General features: G+C 45.1%; 21 protein-coding genes and 1 pseudogene. 8 read left to right on the forward strand and 14 right to left on the reverse strand.

Features of this window, described 5'->3' with window-relative positions:
* Positions 1-6 precede the first annotated feature (6 nt).
* Positions 7-627 carry a DMSO/selenate family reductase complex B subunit gene (locus AC6R16_RS14600; RefSeq protein WP_239823972.1) on the forward strand — a complete coding sequence of 207 codons (621 nt, stop codon included), beginning with the start codon at positions 7-9 and terminating at the stop codon, positions 625-627.
* 1 nt (position 628) lies between these two features.
* The gene (locus tag AC6R16_RS14605) at positions 629-1,474 is read left to right on the forward strand and encodes a dimethyl sulfoxide reductase anchor subunit family protein (protein WP_500674846.1); all 846 of its coding nucleotides are present in this window, start codon (positions 629-631) and stop codon (positions 1,472-1,474) included.
* Between the two features lie 65 nt (positions 1,475-1,539).
* Here AC6R16_RS14605 and manA read toward each other — a convergent pair whose 3' ends face one another.
* The 5 genes from manA to AC6R16_RS14630 are packed head-to-tail and all read right to left on the reverse strand — an operon-like array spanning position 1,540 to position 9,158.
* Positions 1,540-2,727 carry a mannose-6-phosphate isomerase, class I gene (gene manA, locus AC6R16_RS14610; protein ID WP_500674847.1) on the reverse strand — a complete coding sequence of 396 codons (1,188 nt, stop codon included), beginning with the start codon at positions 2,725-2,727 and terminating at the stop codon, positions 1,540-1,542.
* A 9-nt stretch (positions 2,728-2,736) separates the two neighbouring features.
* Positions 2,737-3,345: a fructose PTS transporter subunit IIA gene (locus AC6R16_RS14615; RefSeq protein ID WP_500675343.1), complete on the reverse strand. Its 609-nt coding sequence runs from the start codon at positions 3,343-3,345 to the stop codon at positions 2,737-2,739.
* Between the two features lie 12 nt (positions 3,346-3,357).
* Complete coding sequence (locus AC6R16_RS14620) at positions 3,358-5,061, reverse strand: alpha-amylase family glycosyl hydrolase (protein WP_500674848.1); 1,704 nt, start codon at positions 5,059-5,061, stop codon at positions 3,358-3,360.
* An 11-nt stretch (positions 5,062-5,072) separates the two neighbouring features.
* On the reverse strand, positions 5,073-7,694 hold the full coding sequence (locus AC6R16_RS14625) for a glycoside hydrolase family 38 N-terminal domain-containing protein (RefSeq protein WP_500674849.1): 2,622 nt from the start codon (positions 7,692-7,694) through the stop codon (positions 5,073-5,075).
* A gap of 60 nt (positions 7,695-7,754) precedes the next feature.
* The gene (locus AC6R16_RS14630; RefSeq protein WP_500674850.1) at positions 7,755-9,158 is read right to left on the reverse strand and encodes a PTS fructose transporter subunit IIC; all 1,404 of its coding nucleotides are present in this window, start codon (positions 9,156-9,158) and stop codon (positions 7,755-7,757) included.
* Positions 9,159-9,334: 176 nt separating this feature from the next.
* Between AC6R16_RS14630 and AC6R16_RS14635 the strand changes: the two genes are divergently transcribed.
* Positions 9,335-9,982, forward strand: a complete 648-nt coding sequence (locus tag AC6R16_RS14635; protein WP_500639796.1) for a MurR/RpiR family transcriptional regulator — start codon at positions 9,335-9,337, stop codon at positions 9,980-9,982.
* Here AC6R16_RS14635 and AC6R16_RS14640 read toward each other — a convergent pair.
* Complete coding sequence (locus AC6R16_RS14640) at positions 9,979-10,824, reverse strand: DMT family transporter (RefSeq protein WP_500674851.1); 846 nt, start codon at positions 10,822-10,824, stop codon at positions 9,979-9,981. The two genes, AC6R16_RS14635 and AC6R16_RS14640, sit on opposite strands and share 4 nt — an antisense overlap.
* Before the next feature lie 157 nt (positions 10,825-10,981).
* Positions 10,982-11,725 carry an oligogalacturonate-specific porin KdgM family protein gene (locus tag AC6R16_RS14645; protein WP_500674852.1) on the reverse strand — a complete coding sequence of 248 codons (744 nt, stop codon included), beginning with the start codon at positions 11,723-11,725 and terminating at the stop codon, positions 10,982-10,984.
* Positions 11,726-12,012: 287 nt separating this feature from the next.
* Here AC6R16_RS14645 and AC6R16_RS14650 point away from each other — a divergent pair, with 287 nt between their 5' ends.
* Positions 12,013-12,357: a rhodanese-like domain-containing protein gene (locus AC6R16_RS14650; RefSeq protein ID WP_500675344.1), complete on the forward strand. Its 345-nt coding sequence runs from the start codon at positions 12,013-12,015 to the stop codon at positions 12,355-12,357.
* A 26-nt stretch (positions 12,358-12,383) separates the two neighbouring features.
* On the opposite strand, the gene AC6R16_RS14655 is transcribed toward AC6R16_RS14650, so the two are convergent.
* A complete protein-coding gene (locus AC6R16_RS14655; RefSeq protein ID WP_500674853.1) occupies positions 12,384-13,469 on the reverse strand; it encodes a protein kinase family protein in 1,086 nt (361 codons plus the stop codon).
* Between the two features lie 452 nt (positions 13,470-13,921).
* Here AC6R16_RS14655 and AC6R16_RS14660 point away from each other — a divergent pair.
* Positions 13,922-15,649: pseudogene (locus AC6R16_RS14660) on the forward strand (ABC-F family ATP-binding cassette domain-containing protein).
* 33 nt (positions 15,650-15,682) lie between these two features.
* Here AC6R16_RS14660 and AC6R16_RS14665 read toward each other — a convergent pair.
* The 5 genes from AC6R16_RS14665 to AC6R16_RS14685 form a co-directional block, all read right to left on the reverse strand.
* Positions 15,683-16,414: a substrate-binding periplasmic protein gene (locus AC6R16_RS14665; RefSeq protein ID WP_500674854.1), complete on the reverse strand. Its 732-nt coding sequence runs from the start codon at positions 16,412-16,414 to the stop codon at positions 15,683-15,685.
* A gap of 90 nt (positions 16,415-16,504) precedes the next feature.
* Positions 16,505-17,299 carry an MBL fold metallo-hydrolase gene (locus AC6R16_RS14670; protein WP_239854223.1) on the reverse strand — a complete coding sequence of 265 codons (795 nt, stop codon included), beginning with the start codon at positions 17,297-17,299 and terminating at the stop codon, positions 16,505-16,507.
* Positions 17,300-17,454: 155 nt separating this feature from the next.
* Entirely contained in the window at positions 17,455-17,910 is a 456-nt protein-coding gene (locus AC6R16_RS14675) for a BLUF domain-containing protein (protein ID WP_500674855.1), read from the reverse strand.
* Positions 17,911-18,082: 172 nt separating this feature from the next.
* Positions 18,083-18,301 carry a helix-turn-helix domain-containing protein gene (locus AC6R16_RS14680; RefSeq protein WP_004744137.1) on the reverse strand — a complete coding sequence of 73 codons (219 nt, stop codon included), beginning with the start codon at positions 18,299-18,301 and terminating at the stop codon, positions 18,083-18,085.
* 10 nt (positions 18,302-18,311) lie between these two features.
* Positions 18,312-18,839 (reverse strand): DUF2975 domain-containing protein, encoded by a 528-nt coding sequence (locus AC6R16_RS14685; RefSeq protein WP_004744138.1) that lies wholly within the window; start codon positions 18,837-18,839, stop codon positions 18,312-18,314.
* A gap of 164 nt (positions 18,840-19,003) precedes the next feature.
* Here AC6R16_RS14685 and AC6R16_RS14690 point away from each other — a divergent pair, with 164 nt between their 5' ends.
* Entirely contained in the window at positions 19,004-19,345 is a 342-nt protein-coding gene (locus AC6R16_RS14690; RefSeq protein WP_004749571.1) for a hypothetical protein, read from the forward strand.
* 155 nt (positions 19,346-19,500) lie between these two features.
* On the opposite strand, the gene AC6R16_RS14695 is transcribed toward AC6R16_RS14690, so the two are convergent.
* The gene (locus AC6R16_RS14695) at positions 19,501-21,117 is read right to left on the reverse strand and encodes an NAD(P)/FAD-dependent oxidoreductase (protein ID WP_500674856.1); all 1,617 of its coding nucleotides are present in this window, start codon (positions 21,115-21,117) and stop codon (positions 19,501-19,503) included.
* A gap of 181 nt (positions 21,118-21,298) precedes the next feature.
* Between AC6R16_RS14695 and fdxA the strand changes: the two genes are divergently transcribed.
* Together fdxA and AC6R16_RS14705 are read left to right on the forward strand one after the other, a co-directional pair.
* A complete protein-coding gene (gene fdxA / locus AC6R16_RS14700; RefSeq protein ID WP_004746605.1) occupies positions 21,299-21,622 on the forward strand; it encodes a ferredoxin FdxA in 324 nt (107 codons plus the stop codon).
* Between the two features lie 529 nt (positions 21,623-22,151).
* On the forward strand, positions 22,152-22,460 hold the full coding sequence (locus tag AC6R16_RS14705) for a DUF1330 domain-containing protein (protein WP_500674857.1): 309 nt from the start codon (positions 22,152-22,154) through the stop codon (positions 22,458-22,460).
* Positions 22,461-22,473: the final 13 nt, after the last annotated feature.

Raw genomic sequence — 22,473 nt, forward strand, 5'->3', positions numbered from 1 at the left:
GTTGGAATGAAACAATACGGCTTTTACATTGATTCAAGTAAATGCACTGGTTGTAAAACTTGCCAGCTTGCTTGTAAAGATTACCGCGACTTAGACATCAAACGTAACTATCGCCGCGTTTACGAATACGCCGGTGGCGGCTTTGTTCAAGATGGCGACACTTGGGTACAGAAAGATGTTTTCTCGTACTATCTATCGATTGCTTGTAACCACTGCTCTAACCCAGCATGTGTGAAAGTGTGCCCATCTGGCGCAATGCATAAGCGCACCGAAGACGGTCTTGTCGTCGTTGATGAAGACGTGTGTATCGGTTGTCAGCACTGTAGCAATGCCTGCCCTTACGGCGCACCACAGTACAGTAAAGAGAAAGGTCACATGACTAAGTGTGACGGCTGCTATGAGCGTGTGGCAGAAGGCAAACAGCCGATGTGTGTTGAATCTTGCCCTCTGCGCGCACTTGAGTTTGGTGAGATCGGAGAACTACGTGAAAAATACGGCACCACAGCTGATGTGGCACCATTGCCATCCTCTAGCCTAACGCTGCCAAACATAGTGATTAAGCTCAACAAAAACTCAAAACCAACCGGTGATACCAGTGGTTTCTTAGCGAACCCTAAGGAGGTGTAAGATGATTTTCCATGAGTATTCGTTGATCTTCTTTACGGTGTTAGCGCAAACCGCTGTGGGTGGCTACATTCTAGTCAGTGCTCGCGCACTCGCAATGGGCCATGATGAAGATAAAATCAACAGCTATAAGGTCCCGATGTTTGTACTTTGGGCTCTAATGGGAGTGGGTTTCTTGTTCTCTACTACTCACTTAGGCTCTCCATTACGTGCCTTCAACGCACTAAACCAAGTGGGAACCGCATGGCTATCGAATGAAATCTTCTTCGGTGCCGCTTTCTTTGCGGTAGGTGGTTTGCAATGGCTGCTTTCTGTACTGAAAAAAGGTGGAGCGGGTATCCAAAAAGCACTGATGATTGCGGCGATGGTACTTGGGGCGATCTTCATGTACGCGATGATTAACGTCTACATGATTGATACCGTGCCGACTTGGTTTAACGCCTATACACCGCTGAGCTTCATCATGACTATGGTGGTTGCAGGTTTGCTACTGTCTCAACTTGTGATTGTGTCAGCGAATGACTCACGCTTCATCGTTGATCGCAATATCATCATGCTTGCTGTCGTAACTGTGGCGTTGAGCCTCGTTATCACAATGGGCAAAGCCAACCTAATTGGTGATATTCAAACTTCAGTGGTCAAAGCATCCCAGCTGGTTGATGGTTTAGGAGTCTACCTTGGTGTTCAAGTAGCGTTGTTGATGGCTGGCCTACTGATTTGGGCTTTGCCAATGATCAACAAATCAAGCGTTAACCCGGTCAACCTAAGCATAGCGCTAGTGTTAATCCTCGCATCTGAGCTAATTGGTCGCGGTTTGTTCTACAGCCTGCACATGACCTCAGGTTTGTAACCAATCGCTAAAAATAAAAAATCCCCAAGCTAAAACTTGGGGATTTTTATTTTGACTCTTTAACCTTAGTTATAGGCACGTGCTAGGGTGCCATTCCCTTGGTAACTGTACATACCTGAATCATTACTGATAAACACTGACTCTCCCGGTTTTAGTCGCAGCGCTTGCTGATTTACTTCGACCTGAACCTCCCCCTCAACACAGAACAGTATCTCAGCACTACGAAGGTATTGACGCTTAATAGCATCACTGGCGGTTAAGATGTCAAAGCCAAAGTCATCTACTGGAATGGGGTAACTCAGCTTTCCTTCTTTGTAGATAGGTACCAGCTTAATTTGCTCCGGATTGGTCGAGACAAACAAGGTGTTATCAATCAACTCATCCACATCAATATGCTTGGGCGTTAAGCCTGCGCGCAGCACATTGTCCGAGTTGGCCATGATCTCTAGCCCAGTGCCTTGTACATAAGCGTGCGGCGTTTCAGCATGAAGGAACATAGCCTCACCTGGCGCTAACTCAACTGTGTTAAGAAACAACGGAGAAAGTAAACCAATATCACCTGGGTAGTGCTTGTTAAATTCCGCTACATACTCAAACACTTCACGCATCAAGGCGGTTTTAGGACCACGTACCAATGCTTGATCAAGCTGTTCTAAGGCGCGGTTTTTTCTCTGCTCATCCAAAGACATAATGGCAATGAAAAACTCACCTAAGCCATCGCTGTTAGGTTTTGCCTCAAGCGCGCCTACCTCAGCATCTAAGCTTGCAATACCCGCTTGTTGGAACAAGTCGATGATCTGACTTATAGGCCGAAATCCATTCATCGCCTTGTAGAAGGTTAACGCATACACCAACTCAGGCTTGTGGTTCGGATCTTTGTAGTTACGATGGGCAGCGTTAAGTTCAATCCCCTGCTCATTTTCACGCGCAAATCCTGCTTCCGCTTTATGTTTACTTGGATGAACCTGAATCGACAACGGCGTTTCTGCCGCAAGTACCTTAAACAGATATGGCAGCTCACCAAAACGCATTGCCGTGTAATCGCCAAAGATACTTTTGCTGTCTTGGGCAATCACATCGGAAAGCAGCTCTCCCGTCGCAGCGACACGCGAGCATCCATTGGGGTGTGCGCCCATCCAAATCTCCGCTTGCGGTTGGCAGTCCGAGTTATCGATCCCAAACATTTTAGAAATCGACTCTTTACTGCCCCACGCGTAGTTTTGAATAACGTTATCCAGTTTAAAAACAGACATAACGCACCATTAAAGTAATAGGAAGAGGAATGCTGAAATCAGCACACCCGCCCCAAGCACCAACGGATAAGCAAAGCGGCTAAGATCTTGTGCTAACTCTTCGGTTGAATTTGGCTCATCTTGATCTGACTCAGCGGGCTGCTTTGCATGATTCTCTGCCTCTTGCTCTGCACCAAACAACGCCATCACTTGCTGCGGAGAGTTCGCTGCTTGCAGTTGGTCACGAAAATCATCGTCCACTAATGAAGAAGTCAGTGTAGTCAGCACTTCCATATGGGTAGAACCCGCTTCTGCTGGCGGAATCGCCAATAGGAAAATCATGGTCACCGGCTCATCACCATCGAGACCTTTCCACTGCATCTCATCTTTAACAAACGCACACGCAAACACCGGCTCTTTTACTGCTGGCGACTTACCATGTGGCACCGCTAAGTATTCGCCGAGAGCTGTTGGGCCTTCGTCTTCGCGTTTAAGTACAGCTTCAAGGAACTGGTCACGATCAGTTAACTTGCCCGCTTGATCAATTTTGTCGACCAAGGCATTGATCGCCGCGAAGCGCCCATCAAAGGTAGCATCGAGCATGATTAGATTTTCAGACGTTAAGTTAGCTAGTTTCATCATAAACTCCTACTACTGAGCTTGCGGCTGAGTCAGCCAAACAAATTGATATGGTTTAAGTGTAAATTGCGCATCAAACTCGCGCTGTGAAATCAGATCCAAACCGCTTGCTTCTAGCGACACTTCCGTTGCTTGCTCTGATAGGTTGACCACAAATTGAATCGCACTTTCCCCTTCACCGCGTTTAAGCCCAAACAGCCCATGACCTAGTTCTAACACTTGCTGAGATGAGCTTGGTGAGAAGGCTTTTTGCCCTTTACGCAGTTGGAGAAGACGCGTCATTTCACTGTAAACACGTTGACGTAACGAGCCCTCTTCAGCCAGCTCAGTTTCTAGCTGAGCAAAATTAAACTTCTCACGGTTAATGCGGCGATTAATGCCCGAATCCAACATGCCTTGTACATCGTTTTCACTGCCAAGTAAGCTGTGATAGTAAACCGCAGGCACACCGATGAACGAGAGCAAAATAGATTGCGCAGCTAGGAACTTGCTCGCTTTTAACTCGTCACTATCGTTAGGCTCTGTCACCGCACTCAAATAGTTGATATTCAGTTCGTAAGGCGACTGGGTGCCGTCACCGTTATTCTTGTAGTTAACTCGTCCACCTTTGCGTTCGACGTGCTGACACATCATCAGACGATCGTCATCGCTCAAGATCCCTTCTGTTGGTCGCACACCGATGCCATCATGGCTAGCGAGGAAGTTAAAGTAGGTTGTCTTGCGTTCCGTATTGAGAGACTCCATCGCCTCTGCCGTTAAACCTTTAGCCCAAGTTGTTAATACTTGGCTATCTTGGCTCAAGAACGCGTGCAAGGTTAATGGTGGCAATGGGAACTGATACACCATGTGCGCTTCATCGCCTTGACCAAAGTAAGAGATGTTCTCTTTGTGCGGTACATTGGTTTCGGTGATCAGCAGAGAACCCGGCATCACCTCGTCGAGCACAATGCGCCACAACTTAATGATCTCGTGAGCCTGCTCTAAGTGGATACAGGTCGAGTTCAGTACTTTCCAGATAAAACCAATCGCATCTAAACGAATCGAACGACCACCATTTGCCGCATACATCAGCAAAATATCAATGCTTTCCAGCAGAACTTGTGGGCTCTTAAAGTTAATGTCTATCTGGTCTTCTGAGAAGGTGGTCCACACATGAGTTGTCTCACCCGAAGCCTTGGTAAACGGTGTTAGGAGCGGTAATGCGCGGGGGCGCGTAACACTCGAATAATCTAGGCTTGGGTCAGACTCAATAAAGTAATCTTGATAAGCTTCATCACCGGCTAAAAAGCGCTGAAACCAGTCACTGCTTTTAGAGATGTGATTAATCACGCAGTCGTACATCAAATCGAAGTTTTCAGCTAGTGCGTTAAGCTCGCTCCAGTCGCCTAAATTAGGATCGACTTTGCGATAATCAACCACACTAAAACCATCGTCTGAGGTGTATGGGAACATTGGCAAGATATGAATGTTGCTCAATGCGCCTTTCAGATACTTGTCAGCAAAGGTTTTCATCGTTGCTAAAGTTGGCCGGCCTTGCTCTTGTACGCTGTCTCCGTAAGTGATGAGATATGATGTTGTCTCATCGACCCAGTTGGAATACTGAAGTGCTTTGCCTTGCCACTTTTCAACCAGAGCTAAGATATCTTGGGTGATGCTTTCCGCTTGCTCATCACCGTAGAGCAAAGCGACTTTTTGGTAGATTTTCTCGTTGTTCATACTCTGCTCCACTAGATTTTAAAGCTAATGCGTAGGTCGATTGAGTTGTTCGGTTTGACTGACCACTCTTGTTCCACGCTCTGCTCGCGGTAGTTCACACGCTCCATCTGAGCAAAATGGGCAAACGCAGTGGTATCAAGTTGCTGCACATCCTCTGTGGCATTAAACAGGCGCACAACAACAGCATTGTCTTGATAGAAGGAGTGACCAATACTTGAAAGCGTCAGTGCCTGATTTACTTCAAACAAGCTGAATGACTTAACTGCTGAACGGGTGTCAAAGCGGACTTGGAAACGTTCGAGACGATTTTCAAAGCTGTTTAGTGACTGCTTCTGGTAGCTAAACGGCAGGTCGAGATATTGGCTTTCTAGGGCTCGCAGCGTTTGATGGCTAGCATCCGTCGGCATCGCAACCGAGAAAGCAAAGCTCATCGATTTTTGCAGCTGAGCATCTGGCGTGTAAACCACGGTATTGTTGATACCGGAAGCACGCCCCGGACGCCACAACAAATCATCTTTACCTAGCTTACCCGTTGCTTTAAACAGCGTCAGCGCAATCACATCACTCTGTTCACCTTGCAAAACTTGGAACTCTTTCAGGCCGCGACCATTAATCACCACCGCTTTACCTGCTTGCTCAATCGCAACCGCACCATCTGTGGTTTCAATATCAATCGGACACTCACGGAAGCGCTCTTGCCAGCCTTCAACACTCGGTGCAATTGGACGCGTCATCACAGCAAACGGCTGAGTGGCGACAGACTCCTGGCTTTGTACATCGGAGTTAATCAGTACACGAACGCGGTGGTCACACGCCTGATTTACAGTGTGAATTGCGACTTTAAGCTGCTCGTCGTTGGCATCTAGCGTCAATGTAATTTCAAAACTGGCTTGAACCAGCTCGTTGCCTGCTTGACGCGACTCTAAATCTGAAGGCACTGGCATTGTTGCCAACAGCGTCATCGTCTGCTCAGTCTCACCTACTTGGCTTGATAACCAAGTCAACTCATTAAGGTAACGTGGCGCGTCCCCTTCTAAAGGCGAAAAGTCGTAAGAATCCCCATCATCAGCCTGCTCTTCAAAACGCAGCAACTGCCCAATCACGCGGCCTGTCGCTTTGTTAGTTAAGCTCAGTTCGCCATCTTTCAGCGTGACGGTTAACGCCGCATTTTCAATCGTTTGGACGTCACTGCTCTGCGTAAGCATCGCTGACTCTGACTCAACCACTTGGAAGACCTGATAACCCATCGCAGGAAGGTTGGACACCTTCACGTTCAATTCAAAGCGGTAGTACGGCGGCACGGCGACTTCTTTCTCACCATCTTTGGTCACTTCAATGACTTTGCCACCATCTAACGTCTCACGCGCTAGAATTTCGGTCGCAAGCAGGGCTTTGCCATCCGACAAGGCAATAGATGGGTGCTTAGAGAAAGCAATAACTTTAGCAACGCCGCTAAATGGTGTGATTTGGCCATTAAAGAGCATCACTTCATTGTCATCACATGCGGTGCTCGCAATCTCTTTCACCACTAGGTTGTATAAGCCGTGACAGATCTCTTCAGCTTGCTTTAGACGGTGCATGATGTCAGCGTTGGTGGCATCGCTATTACACCCTCCCATACTGTCATGGGCATGACATTCAAGGATCTTCTTCCAAGCCATATCCACCAGCTCAGTGTGAACTGTGATGCCTTGCGCCTTGGCAATCGCAATCACAACTTCAAGCTTCTTGAGTAAGAACTGCTCAATCTCGAAGTTAAGTTTTTTAATGTCATAGCGAACAGAGCCAATCGTCTTATGGATACGAGTGTATCGCGGCGCTTTGAACTCACCTTGGTAAGTCTCAAATTCACTGCTGTTGCGGCGAAGAAAATCAACAAAGCTTTCCATCGATGAGATGGTGTAGAGGTCTCCACTAGGCGAACGTTCGCTGGCTGATTGCAAAGTTTCCGGTAGGTTCGGGTCAATGTTGACCTGGTCACCACCGGATGGGATCAGCACTTCATCGAGACCTGACAGCGATTTGATCTTGTCAATCATCGGGAAGATTTTCTTATCCAGATGATCTGCATCAGGAACAATGTTTTTCGCCGCGCCGTAACCATGAACTAGGTTGTAAGCGTAGATTGAATCACCACCTTGCGACTCCCAGAAGAAGTGCGATTTTTCTACGTGTTGGTCGTAATCAATACCACGCCAAAATACGATGTTATCGATCCCCATTCCTTTGAACAGTGTTGGCATTTGCGCGTTGTGACCAAAGGTGTCCGGCAGGTAGCCGACCTTCATGCTGTGACCGAGTTCTTCTGCGATATGCATGCCGTACTTCAGGTTACGGATAATCGACTCACCTGCCACATTGTAGGTATCGGTCTGAGTGTACCAAGGGCCGATAAAGAGTTTTTTATCGCTCACCAATTTAGCCATACGCTCACGCATGTACGGCAGCACTTTGAGATAATCTTCAACAATCGCAGATTGACCATCTAAGTGGTAGCAGCTGTAGCTTGGTTGATTCTCCAAAGTTTCAATTACTTTGGTGAAGTTATAAGTCGCCAGAACGTCACTGTCTTGCTGAGTAAAATACCACTCACGATCCCAGTGAGTGTGAGGAATGACATGTACTTTTGCCATGGGGAAACTCTCGATAAATTCTTGATAGTTTGGGGAGGCGAGCCTCCCCGCTAGACGTTTTTAGGCTTTTGCGTGGTCTGGTTTAGTGCACAGCAGTAGAGCTATAGCGATAAACATAGAACCCGCGATAACAGAAATGGTGTAGCTGATTGGGTCAGAAGATAGGAACCATCCCCAAACGGCTGGTAGTGGTAGGCTTTGCCATACGTTGAGAACGACAGCCAGTTGCGTACCGATAATTGAACCCAGAATCATGATTGGAATCATCTTAGGATTTTTCAGAATGAATGGAATCGCACCTTCTGAGATACCGATTAGGCCCAGCATCAGAGAAGTTTTACCGACCGTGCGCTCTTCATTTGAGAAAACTGGTTTGCGGAACTTGCCATCCAGCAGCGCCGCGATGCCCACACCGATTGGTGGAATAACGATACCCAACTCACGAGCAATCAGGTCAAACCCTTCACCCATGCCGTTCAAACCAAGCGCAACCGAGCCTGCGGCTTTGTTGATTGGACCACCTAAGTCAAAGGCTGTACCTGCGGCAATTACCATTGAGTAGATCCCGCGCCCAGCATCACCGGCTTGAGTAAACAGGTCGATCATCGCTAGGTTTACAGCGCCAAAGAATGGGTTAATCGCGTACTCCATAGTAAGCACCATCACGACACCCGTCACCGCTGGGACAAGTAGCATGGTCTTGAGTGTGGTCAGTTCAGTTTTCACCTTAATCACATCGTTAAGGTAGCGAACCAGGTAACCGACAAGGAAACCAATCGCAATCGCACCGAAGAAGCCAGATGGCGCCCAGCCTTCTAAATCAAAGAATCGCTTGTAAGGCTCATCGGTCATCAAGCCGCCAATAAAAGCAGGAATCAATGCTGGTTTGCCAGCAATCGAATACGCGAGGTAACCAGCAAAGATTGGGTACATAAACTTGATGGTCATGAAGCCAAGTTTATCTAAGGTTTGGATAGGCGTACCTGAAATATCGATGAACTCACCAGTGATTTTGGCGACAGCCATCAACAGACCACCCAGCACCACGACCGGCAACATGTAGCTGATACCTGTCATGATATGACCGATAGCAACTTGGTAAGCCGAACGCTTTTCATCATGCACTTCGACATCTGCGTCCGACTTTTCCTTACCACGTAAAAATACCGTTGGTAACAAATCATCGACGCGCTTGATCAGCTCTTGAGTACGAACCTGAAGTGGATTAGCGTTATCAAAACGCTCCATGTCCATAATAGGTACATCAACCGCTAGAACAACGCCGTCTGCGGTTGCAATATCATGAGCAGTGAGTTTGTTTTTAACACCATCACTTCCCTGCGTTTCGACCTTCACTTCATAGCCTTGCTTTTCAGCCCAGGCCTTGATTTTTTTAGCCGCCATAAAGGTGTGTGCAATGCCGGTAGGGCAAGCGGTCACTGCAACGAGTTTTTTCTTACTCATGGTTGTTCACCGTTATACTTATCAACTGAGGCAAGTATATTTAGCGGTGATGTATCAAGGTACAGTTTCCTCGTACAACCCATGTATGACGATACTTTTGTGATAACTATCAAGGTAATTTCCCGCATTTTAACGCCTAATATTAACCATTCTGTTATTAAGTCTTAGTGTAAGCGATGAATACCTTTAAAGGGATCGAACGAGTCATATATGAGTACCTGATCAGCCACGCCAAAGAGCTAGATTCAGTCTCAGCCAAGACGATAGCCAACAAGGCCTTGACCACAACAACATCGGTAAATCGGGTGTGTAAAAAGATGGGCTATGCGAGCTACACTGAGCTCAGATACAAACTCGCCGACGACCTGAATAAAGATGTCTCGCCAACAACTCAGGGCGATGACCAAGCGCAGCGAGTCGACAAGATAGCTCAGTCGCTGATTCACTCTCCGGTGGTCTATCTATACTCTCGTGGGGCGTCGATTGTGAGCGTTTCGTATTTGTCGCGCTTTCTTTCCCTCGCTAACATTCCTCACTTAGTCATTACCGATATTCACCAGTTAGCTCGCGCAGAATCAGGCACAGTCATCCTAATTAGTAAATCAGGAGAGACTCAAGCTGTGGTCGATATGGCCCACAATGCTAAGCGCAAAGGATTAAAGGTTTTTGCAATTAGTCATTTAGGTTCAACATTAGCAGGCATAGCAGGTATCAACCTCGACTTGGAAGAACAGGTCGATGGTATCTCACCATATCATCGCGAATCTCAAATCCATATCTTAGAGCTAGTCGATTTGATCGGACGAGAGCTGTTAGCGGGCTAACTCTTCGCTCGGGCCGCGAAGATAAGGGCAATCCCACCCAATACCAGTAATGATGAGATAGCAGCGGTCAGCGTTATCGATTCACCTAACCCTATACTTCCTGCGGCAAAAGCAATCACAGGCACCGCTAACTGAGAGACAGACGCCTGAAGAACTGAGATATGCTTTACAACTTGATACCACAAAATGTAGCCAAAACCGGAAGCAAAGACGCCCGACAGTAACGCCCACAAAACGCCATCAGCCGTGACAGTTTCAATCGAGACAAGTAGTGGGCTGGCAGCAAAAGCAAGCACACTTGCGAGCATAAACCCTTGGGTAATAGACACTGAAGCAACGCTATTTTGACGCCCTAACAGAGTGAAAATGCCCCAACAAACGCCAGAAACAAGCATTAGAGCAGCGGCACTCAAACCCGGAGCCTCTGCCGACGGTAGCATTAAAACAGTAAAGCCAGATAGAGCCACCCCAATACCTAGCATCTCTTTCACACTCAAGCGATTGCCAGAAATAACGTGAAACACCACTAAGGTCAGCTGCACCATACCAAACAGAATCAAAGCGCCGGTCCCCGTACTGAGCCGGGTGTAAGCATACGAAAAGCAAACTGCATAACCAAAAAGAGAGATGCCTGACCACCAGCTGTGTTTATCAGTAAAGAAGCGATAGCTCATTTGACCACGCCAACTTTGAATAAGCATCAGTGTTACCGCTCCGGAAACCAATCGTAGCCAAGTAAAAGAACCCGGATCGATAGCGTGATTCGCCAATGCTAGGCGACAAAAAAATGAGTTGGCGGCGAAGGCAATTAGCGCGACGACAAGTAGTGAAATAGTGTGCATGACTCTCCCTTTTAGCTAGAAGAGTGTAGTGGGTAATCAAGCGCTTGTAATAGCTTTAATCATTCTGGTTAAGACGGATTAGCTATAAAGAACCAGACATAAAAAAGCCAGTCAATGAACTGACTGGCAAAGGACAGATAGAGAACAAAAAACTACACTACAGGTTCATTACAACGCCAAAACGCACCGCGTAGTCATTTTCGCGCTTACCATTGCTATCCACATATGTCTCGTCTACCGACACCAACTCCATGTATGGCGTCCAAGTTTCATCGACTTTGTAGTTAACCATGATGGTGTGCTCCCAGTAATCGTCTCGACCTGTACCCTGATCAACACCGTCTTGAACACGGTAGCGAGGGTTATACATTAGACCCCAATCACCAATGTTTTTAGAGATCCACAAATCAAACTGATTTGATGCACCGCGTGTTGTGCCGCTACCATCCAGATACTGCTTACCGTTAGCTTCATTTGACCAGTTGTAGCGATAGCGACCTGTCATCGACACCCCATTGTCAAACGTGGTTCCTAGCTTTAAGTAAGGGCGATATTCCGTCCAGTCTGAAGTTGTGACTGTCACAAGACCCGGAGACCAATACCAATCCTCATTGAGATTAAACTTGTAAGATGCTTCAAACTCTTGAGCCGCCGCTTGCAGGCCGTTTTTATCTGGGTTGCTAGCATCATTACTGCCAAAGTAAGCGTCGTTATGTAGCTGAGCCGCTTCTGCACTGAAGTAAAAACCGTTTTCGAAAGTATGCATAAACTTCACGCGGCTATCACGATTTTCTGACGTCGTATTGTAACCAAAACGAACATCAAGTTTGGTTTCTCCAGCGATAGCAGAAGTCGATGCACCTGCAAGTAAAGCTGCGCAAATTAGGGTTTGGAGTTTCATTCGTAGACCTTTAAAAATGTTTATAAAAATGTGCTGTCAGCGACGCCAAATATAGGGCTACGGATAAACTCGGTAAAAGGTATGGTGATACATTCGCTGTATCAAGATTCTATTGAGTCCCAAGTCACAACAGATGTTTCTAGGTTGTTTCTATTCAAAGAGACACGTAAGAAAATGTGACAGAAAAATCACTACGAAACGGGCAAAGAGTAGGTGTTGTGACTTATCTCGCGGCGAAAAGAGAGCAATCAGATATGCTGAGTGAGTTACAGCAAAAAGGAACCACCATGAAGCGCCTCACACTACTTTTTACATTACTGGCTGCGCTAAGCCTTCCAGCTTTCGCCTCTGAGCGGGCAGAGATAGGCTGGCAATGGATAGAACAAGGAGCAATGATTGTTGATGTCAGAACGCCACCAGAGTTCGCAGAAGGGCATTTACCACAAGCTGTGAACTACCCGCTCTCAGCGCTGAACATTCACTTTGCCGATATCGATAAAGACACTCAGATAGTACTGTATTGTCGTAGCGGCAATCGTTCAGGGAAGGCTTATCAGTATCTAAAAGCAAAAGGCTTTACCAATTTGCATAACGCTGGCGGTTTGGTAGAGATTCTAGAGAGTCAAAACTGATAAGCTCTGCCTTGAACAATAACTTCCTACTTAATTTGATACCGTTTCACCAATTCTCGCTTGTGATTGTATGATTCAATAAGCTCCTGCTGGGTTTTCCCTTCATTGTGATAGAAAAGTCCACCTTGCTGCTTGAGCTTATTGTAGTGCTCGCGGATCATCGACAGCACTAAATCCACTCGCTTAATAGTAGTCGGTGTACAACTTTGACCATCAAGATCATCCTCAATATCGAGTACATGCGAGCGAAACATTTCTACTTGGAACAAAGAGTCGAGCTCGTGATCATTCTCCAGTGCTTGCTGGTAGCATTTAGCAAGATTCTCTTTTTCGGTAAGAACACCTAGATCTGCATCGTTATTTCTCAGCCAATTTATCTGTTCTACTAAGGTATTGAGCGCTTCGTACTTAACATTTTTAAAAACTTCAATAGAGTCGTTGTAAGATAAATCATTCTCTAACAACCAACCGGATAAGAAGCGAGTTTCAAATCGCTCACAGAAGTTGAACATAGGTGCTTCTAGCCCATTGCTGTTGAGTTCTTTAAGTGGATTGAACGGATACATATAACCAAAGTCGAACAGCCATAATTTATGCTGCTCATCAACAAGCAAGTTACCTGCGCATAAATCCCATTCAAATAGACCTATCTTTTCGCACGCTGATAACGTAGAAAACAGCTGCGAGAGCATTGAACTCGTTACCTGTTTAACGGGTTCCCCTTCAACCCAGTCAGACAGAATAATGCCTAAACGATAATCAGCATAAATCGTAGACACTATGCACTCGAAATCCGGCGAAGTACTCGTATCGTCTTTTTGCTGCTGAATATCGAGACGACGTTGGACTTCGTTAAGGAAGGAGTACTGACCATCAAGGTTTTTCACCTTCGCTTCTGGCCTCTTTTTCTTCAGGGTGTAATCCTTGCCATCAAATCGAACTCGAAAGACTTCTGCGGTTAGTCCACTTTGAAATGTGTCGACAACGTAATCAGAGCCAGCAGTGGTAGCTGCCAGTAACTCGGGAGGTATAGGGCATTGCTTAGCACAACCGACAATTAGGTTACGTTCACTTAGGTCAAACTCTTGCTGTTGCGACTGACGTTGATTCACGGGAGACTCCTTGTCTGGCATGTGTATTTGGTGATTTTATCAACAGCAACATGATGTAAATCCTCCCAAATTTATAAATTCAGGGTTGAGAGAAGAGGCGTAAGCCAAAAGTATAAGCCTATGATTGTTATCACGAAGCAGTCTTGAACCCTGATAGTTTTCTGTACATTAGTGACAATGGCGCTAAAATGCTCATCAACGAATAACCGAAAGTGACAACACTTTCATAACTAACTTAAGGAGGAATTTATGTCTTTGTGGTGTTCAATCAACCCACGCTTTTATGGCATGAAGGCTCGCTCAAGAGTTTTAGATATCGCGCTGCGATAATCTCGACTTGAGCGAAATATCAACTATAGACGAATAACGTCCCCGAGTACTTTCCCTCAAGCTCGAAGAATTATTGTCAGCACAGACAACGGCCTTTTGCGCCCCAAATTCTTGAGAAAATTATGAGTACTTATTTAACTGCACAATCACTAACTCTTTCCTACACCTCAAACCCGCTGTTTAAAGCACTAACCTTCACCCTTAATCGTGGTGATAAAATTGGACTCATTGGTCATAACGGCTGTGGCAAAAGCTCTCTATTGAAGCTACTCAATGGTCAATATGAACCGACAGAAGGTCACATAGCCAAAGCAACTCATTGCCTTATGAGCTATGTAGAGCAACATGTTCCTGAGCACCTTTATAGCCAAAATATCCGTGAAGCTTTAGCCGAAACATTAAGCGTGGATGACGACTGGCGCGCTGAACTGGTGTTGGCCGAGCTTGGTTTTTCTGACTCTGAGCAAGATATGCCTGTCGCCAATTGCAGTGGTGGTCAGCAGATGCGATTGCTTATCGCGAGAGCCATTATCAATCAGCCAGACTTACTGCTTCTCGATGAGCCCAGTAACCACTTAGACTTACCTTCGTTACTTTGGCTAGAGCAGTTTCTCTCCAATTGGAAAGGCTCTTTTGTGTTGGTTTCACACGACCAAACTTTGCTAGATCGAGTGACAAATACGACTTGGGTCATGCGAGATCAATCTCTTCATCATTTTGCCCTACCTTGCACCCAAGCAAGAGCAGCACTACTTGAGAAAGATCGGCAAGACCAAGCCCGACATGCCAACGAGCAAAAAGAGATAGACCGAATAGAGAAAAGTGCTAAACGGCTCGCGACCTGGGGTAAGGTTTATGACAACGAAGATCTCGCCCGTAAAGCAAAAACCATGTTCGCGAGAAAAGAGCGCTTAGAGGAAGCTCAAACAGAGCTGACAGAAGGCACACCTTGGCAGCTTGTATTGCAAGGTGAAGCTCTGCCTGCCAATCGACTGCTTGAAACCGGCGAGTTTAGCGTTACACCACCAGATAGCCATTTCCATCTATTTAATATGGTAGAAATGCGCGTAAAAAGTGGCGACCGAATTGCGGTTTTAGGAAGTAATGGCTGTGGTAAATCAACCCTGCTTAACCAACTTTACCGACATTATCTCACCGAGATTAGCCCATTTAGCTCACAGGCTGTCACCTTCCATGACAGGTGTCGCTTAGGATATTACGACCAATCTCTCAAGCAGCTGAAAGACTCTGACACTATAAGCGACGCCTTACAGGCCTTTTCATCCGTGAATAGTGAAATAGCTAAGCGTTCGCTCATTGGTGCAGGCTTTGAGTATACGCGGCATAACCAAGATGTGGCATCACTCAGTGGTGGTGAGCGTGCGCGCCTGCTATTTATCGGCCTAACCCTCGCGAAATACCATCTGTTGTTTCTTGACGAGCCAACCAACCACTTGGATATGGAAGGCAAAGAAGAGCTGATTGCGACTTTGAATGAGTTCAATGGTGCAGCACTCATTGTCAGCCACGACCGTAGCCTCATTGAACAAAGCTGCAATCGTTTCTAGTTAATCAACAATGGCACATTGACCGAATACCTAAGTGTTGAAGAGGTGTATCAAGAGATAGCCGAACATCCTGACACAGCGTTAGCTGTTCAAGCATCTGATAATCAGCAGGAGTTGAGTCCCTTCGATGGAAAGCTAACTGGCGAAGAGCAACTGTTGGAGCGTTTGATAGAGCTAGAAACGTTACTTGAAGAAGATCTTGAGCGTAAACCTAAACATCAAAAGCCCAACCTGCAGCAAGGTTGGCGTGAGGAGATAGAACAAATAAACAGTCGACTATAATCAGAAAGTAAGGGCACCATCAGGTGCCCTACATTATTCGTACTGTTTAATCAGTTCGGCAATTCTTCCCGACTGTTGCAGAGACTTCAGCCCGGCATTAAAAGCCGAAAGAATACTCTCTTTGTTTGGATGATCACGACTGATAGCAATATATAACGGATTCTCTGCTAATGGTTTGTCGATCAAAGCAAAGTCATTAATCTCTAACTCATTGTTTTTTACATACCACAAGAAAAAAAACTTATCGGCCACTAATGCATCGATCCGGCCAGCTTTTAACTTTCTCACGTTGGTGGCTAAACTATCAGAATCCATCCGATCAAAAGCATTCGATTTCAAGAAGTCATCATCATAGGCATAGCCTCGCAATACTCCAATCCGTTTCTCTTTTAAACTTTCTAGACCTGTATAACTGAATGAGTTTTCTTTTAGCGATACAAAGATGAGTGAATTGGTCAGATAGGCATCACTGAAATCAAGATACTCGAGTCTCTCGCTACTCTTCCAAACGGTCAGCGCAATATCATAGCGCTGAGTCGTTACCTCCCTTAAAGCTCGGCTCCATGGTTTAATGGTATTTTTAATGGTGTAGCCTTGTTCAGCAAAGGCTTCCGAAATAATCTCATAGGCCAAACCTTTCACTTCTGCAGAGTCGATAACATATGGCGGCCATTCATCCTGTATCGTCCATACTATGCGCGAAGGAACCTGCGCTTGAGCTGAAAAGACAAACAACATACATATTGTGATAAACCGGACAATCATGGTTAGTCCCTCTCAATCATATTTCGAGTTAGAGTCACTGCTTCGCGACACCTAACCTCGGTACTCTCCGCCTTTTACAACACAACGCCTTTAGTGAAGAGAATGCAACGCGGTAAGGTTAAACTCCAACGCTGGCTTAAGAAGCTTTGGGGGCGTGAGTTGATGATCTCGTCCCTCCCTTTTCTCAACAAATTGTTGGCATGAGGTATTCTCATCAACCAAGATGTTGTCATGCTTTTCATCACCTATCGTGGTTTTATAATGGAGGTTTTCTGCCTTATCTGGGTAATCATGACAAAGGTACACTTCTGTACTGTCCTTCAATTCATACAGCTTACGTATCGACTCAAACATTTTCTCAGCGCTGCCACCAGGAAAGTCAGCCCGACCCGTACCATTAAAAAACAATGAGTCGCCAACAAACAGTGCATCACCTATCTTAAAGGTTAAGTCAGATTGCGTGTGTCCGGGTGTCGCAATGACCTCTAAGTGAGAATTGCCAAAATCCATCTCTTCGTTTTCCAAAAGATAATGTTCAAAGTGATAAAGCTCACTGAGACACAGTTCGTCCTTCCACTGCGCATAAACCTCTTTGACCCCTTCAGAAACGTAAATCGGAGCCTGAAGTTCCTTACTCAAATAAAACGAACCCGACAAATGATCCGCGTGAATATGCGTTTCCAAAATAGCCACTATGTGCAGCTGATTAAGTTGAATATGATCAATAATCTCTTGCGCAGACTCGTAGCTAATCTCGTCATTTTTCACATCATAATTGGCAACAGGATCAATGATGATCGCTTCTTTTGTATCCTGATCAGCCACCACATAGCTTATGGTGCCAGAGTCAGGATGAAAAAAATGTTGGATGTTCTGAGATGCCATTTTGCCTCCTTGAGAGGGGTCGGATTCAATAGGAAAAATAGAACAGCGAATAGTACTCAGTTTAGACCTTTGTCAGGATCATGAAGGAAAAAAGTACGACTAAAATGAGCAATGAAATCGTAATATTATGTTCGTAGAGCAAGCAAATACTTGTTTTAACGATAAGTTTTCGATAAGGCATCGCTGTGCAAATAAGCGAGTGGCAGGTGACTTCTTAACTCAGTAATTAACTCGTTTGCAGATTGTGCATCAAGTCTATATGGATTGAATTCAGGTGAATCCATAAAATAGAAGTTGAGCGTTTTTAGAATCTCTGATTGAAGCAAATAAGCCATAGACCAACCGCTAAACTGCCTATTTTCTATTGAACTTCTATCTAGCAGCGTGACATTACAATGACGCTTATCTTTCTGGATACGGCGATAGGTAGACTCCACATTCTCCTCGCTACCTTCCAAATACTGTATAAAATAATGTTGATTGAAATACAAAATCCCCGTGACTTCATGTTCACCATTATTTTCCTGAGCACTGTTCATTATGTCTTCAAAGGACGTCAGCTCAAACTCCTTGCTAACTGTGCTCACATAGATAAGTTTAATCAGCTCCATTGATCCCCCTCAAAGTGCATATAGACAAAGCTTAGTCGCCAGCACACTAACTTACAAAATGATCACTAAACTAATGCAAATTAAAGATATTAAAGCGAGAAAAGATATCAAACGTAAAAAAGCCAGAGATTAACACTGGCTTTTTAAGGTCATCATCAATTGGCTACATCAGTTAGGTATCGCTCTCAGTAGGCGTATATTCGAGCAAATCGCCTGGCTGGCAATCCAGGTGCTTGCAGATTGCTTCTAAAGTAGACAATTTGACCGCTTTGGCACGGCCATTTTTAAGCACTGATAGGTTCTGCTCGGTAATACCAACTAGTTTCGCCAACTCATTGGAGCGCATTTTCCGTTTAGCTAGCATTACATCTAGGTTGATTACAATCGCCATAAACTTTCACTTAAATTGTCAGCTCACTTTCTTCTTGAAGCTCTGCTGCTCTTTCCATTACTACTGCAATAACACGAACCACCAATCCAATAACAAACATTGTGATGTCAGCGTCATTCACTTCAAACGATACGTTCCAATTTCCGTCATTGTACGACAATGCGAAGCTAAGAAGTATGCCCATAATAAGTTGAACGAAAGGCGTTGCCATCAATAAATAACTGATCTTTTTGTAACACAGTGTATTTTGACGTTCAAAGATCTGACCTTTTTCATACAAACGAAAGAGAACTATCAACTGCCACAGTAGAGCCATTGTCAAAAACGTTGTCAGCATACTTGGCAAAAAGCCAATCAATGACCGAGTCAAACTTAAAGGCAATGTCACCTCAACGGGAAAGCCAGCCTTAAACCATTCTGCATCCCATAACGTTGCAGAAAACCAAAATACCGTATTTAACACGGCGGTAAAAACAAGAGAGAACCAAAATAGCACCAATAAATTTCGACTAAATTTGCTGATAGATTGTTGTGTCATGAGAGGACCTAAGTGAACTTAACTTGAGTATATCTTAGGCAAACCAAACCTACTTAACAATAAAAAATTATCGTAATACGATAATTTTTTATTGCTTAAATTTTATTTTGGCTCTAATTTATAAAAGTAACTTCGCTAAAGATTTTATAGACAGGCACCTTTTTATGACCAAACATTTGTTGCTAGCTTTCTTACTATCCGCTACCACCACCAGCGCCTATGCGGGTACATTCCTTGATGAATTACCTCAGAACCATACTATCTCTGCTCCAGTCCAGTGGCAGCCTTCCCCTTACGATGAAGATACGACACCGATACAAACTCAATTTTCAGGAGATGAATGTACAGAGAGAACCCAAGACTCTTTTGACGCAAAAAATCCGAAGCAAAAAAGCAGTGATGTAAAATGTTACATTACCCAATTCCCTAGCAAAGGAATCGAAACTCACGTTCAATCAAATGAGAACGGAGAAATCAGTGCTGGATTTAAATGGGAGATTGATTAGAGTTTAATGTTCAAACTCAGCGGCCCCTTTCAACTCAAATTGGAACTCGCAATCACCTTGGTGAGCCAGACGAATTGAATACTCCCACCACCTTGTAGAGATAAAAAAAGGCCCTTCTGCCTTAACAGAAGAGCCTTAGTATTGACTAGTTTGGCTTAAGCGTTTCCTAGGTCAGCAACCATTGCCTTAGAAAGAGCTTCAGCCACCTTGATACCGTCAATACCCGCAGAAAGGATACCACCCGCATAACCAGCCCCTTCACCCGCTGGGTAGAAGCCTTTAAGGTTGATGCTCTGGAAGTCTTTACCACGCTTGATACAAACTGGAGAAGATGTACGAGTTTCAACACCAGTCAATAGACCGTCATCAGACGCAAAGCCTTTGATCTTCTTATCAAACGCCGGAATTGCTTCACGGATCGCTTCAATGGCAAAATCTGGTAGCGCTTTAGAGATATCCGTTAGGTGGATACCTGGAGTGAATGACGGCTGAACGTCGCCAATCTCACTCGGATCGCGACCTTTAAGGAAGTCACCAATTTTCTGCGCTGGTGCATCATAGTTTTCACCACCAAGTACGTAAGCACCTGATTCAAGCTCACGCTGGAAACGGATACCTGCTAGTGGGTCTCCTGGGTAATCACGTTCAGGGTCGATACCCACCACGATTGCACTGTTTGCATTACGCTCTGAACGCGAGTATTGGCTCATACCATTGGTAACAACGCGACCCTCTTCTGACGTAGCGGCGACGACAGTACCGCCCGGACACATACAGAAGCTGTAAACAGTACGACCATTCTTACAGTGGTGAACCAATTTGTAGTCTGCTGCGCCAAGAATTGGGTTGCCCGCGTTAGGACCAAAGCGCGCTTCATCTATCATTGACTGCTTGTGCTCAATTCGGAAACCAACCGAGAATGGCTTCGCTTCCATGTACACGCCGCGATCGTGCAGCATTTCAAACGTATCACGCGCACTGTGGCCGACGGCTAGAACAACGTAGCGAGATTTAATCTCTTCGCCGTTTGATAGTGTTAGACCCGTGATTTGCTCGCCATCCATGTGGATATCATCGACGCGAGTGCTAAAGCGGATTTCACCACCCAGTTCGATAATTTTTGCACGCATCTTCTCGATCATCGTTACCAGCTTAAAGGTACCGATGTGCGGCTTACTTACGTACATGATCTCTTCTGGAGCACCTGCTGCAACAAACTCAGTGATTACTTTACGACCGTAGAAGTTTGGATCTTTTACTTGGCTGTATAGCTTACCGTCAGAGAACGTACCAGCACCACCTTCACCAAACTGTACGTTTGATTCCGTGTTTAGAGTGCGCTTACGCCAGAAACCAAAGGTATCTTTTGTACGCTCACGAACCTCTTTACCACGCTCAACAACGATAGGTTTAAACCCAGCTTGCGCAAGAATCAGTGCTGCGAACAGACCGCACGGACCAAAGCCGATAACCACAGGACGTTCCGTCACGTTCTCAGGCGCTTTCGCAACGAATTTGTACTCCATGTCTGGAGTTTCTTTTACGTGCGGATCACTAACGAACTGCTCAAGTAGTGCGGCTTCATTTTCAACCACCACGTCTAGCGTGTAGATCAATAGAATGTTGGCTTTTTTACGAGCATCGTAGCCACGTCTAAACACATTGTAAGAGATGACTTGGTCTTCAGAGATGCCAAGCTTCTTGGTAATGGCAGCAGTCAGCGCCTCTTCCTCATGATCAAGAGGAAGTTTAATTTCATTTAAACGTATCATGTTGATGTCTCGTATAGATAGGTGTCTTAGCCAAAACCGTTTGACGAACGGTCAGCTCACAATGGCGCGCATTTTACGAGAAATTGAATTGTCTGTCATACTAAATCAAACATATTGAATTTTGCCTTGGGATGAGTATTATCCCCTCTCTTCTATTTTGACTAACTTAAGAGCATTCATCATGGCGTTTGTCGTAACTGATAACTGTATCCAATGTAAATACACTGACTGTGTCGCTGTATGTCCGGCAGATGCGTTTCATGAAGGCCCAAACTTTATGGTCATCAATCCAATCGAATGCATTGATTGTGGTTTGTGTGTTGATGAATGTGATGCGCACGCGATCTTCCAAGAAGATGAAGTGCCAGATGATCAAACGCTTTTCATTGAGCTCAACGCTGAACTTGCCGAACTTTGGCCAGTACAAACCGAAGTAAAGCCAGCCATGGATGAAGCAGAAAAGTGGAACGGCGTGCCAGACAAGCTAGGCATGCTGGAGAAGTAGCGAGAAAGCGAGAAAGCGAGAAAGCGAGAAAGCGAGAAAGCGAGAAAGCGAGAAAGCGAGAAAGCGAGAAAGCGAGAAAGCGAGAAAGCGAGAAAGCGAGAAAGCGAGAAAGCGAGAAAGCGAGAATTTTGAAGGGTTGGCATTTTGTGTCAACCCTTTGTTTTTTTAATATCAATCACCCTAAAAAACGACGAGCGAGTTGGGAAGTTCTTAAAGCTCGATAACTTATTTTGGATAGAAATGAGTTAGAACCTAACGATGGTTTCGTAGCAATATCCGGCATTTATATTTTCCAAAATAAAATATCAGACCTTAATTGGGGGGATATATAGTACTTGAGGTTTCGAACAAAACTACGTCTAGTTTCTTCTCGCTAAATAGTTTATTCCTCCAAACTAAAAAGACTCACGTCATTGCAATATAGCAAGAAATGCAAAGTCGCCATTTTTTAATATTAATATACTTCTCACCATCAATGAGCGCAGAGTGAATTGAGTTTTAACTACATGAATAAAGAGAGAAGCATATTATGGAAAAACAAGTATTCTTAATCGTAGAGGCAACCCCAAATCCTGAGAACAAAGAGGAGCTACAAAGTTACAGTTCACAAGCACCTTTATTAATGAAAAAGCATGGTGGTGTGCCGATTGCTCGCTATAACGTGGAATCTACAATTGGCTTAGGCGAAAAACCAGCTGCGGTGGCGGTGATTTCTTTTCCTAACCGGGATTCTATTGAAAACTTACTTATGAATGACCCTGAATATCAACAACTTATTCCTCTTAGAGATCAGGGATTTACTAGTATTCGATTCCTAGTTTGTAATGAACAAGTATAATAGGTAAAAGCTA

This window comes from Vibrio sp. R10-SG3-ISO10 (assembly GCF_059834185.1).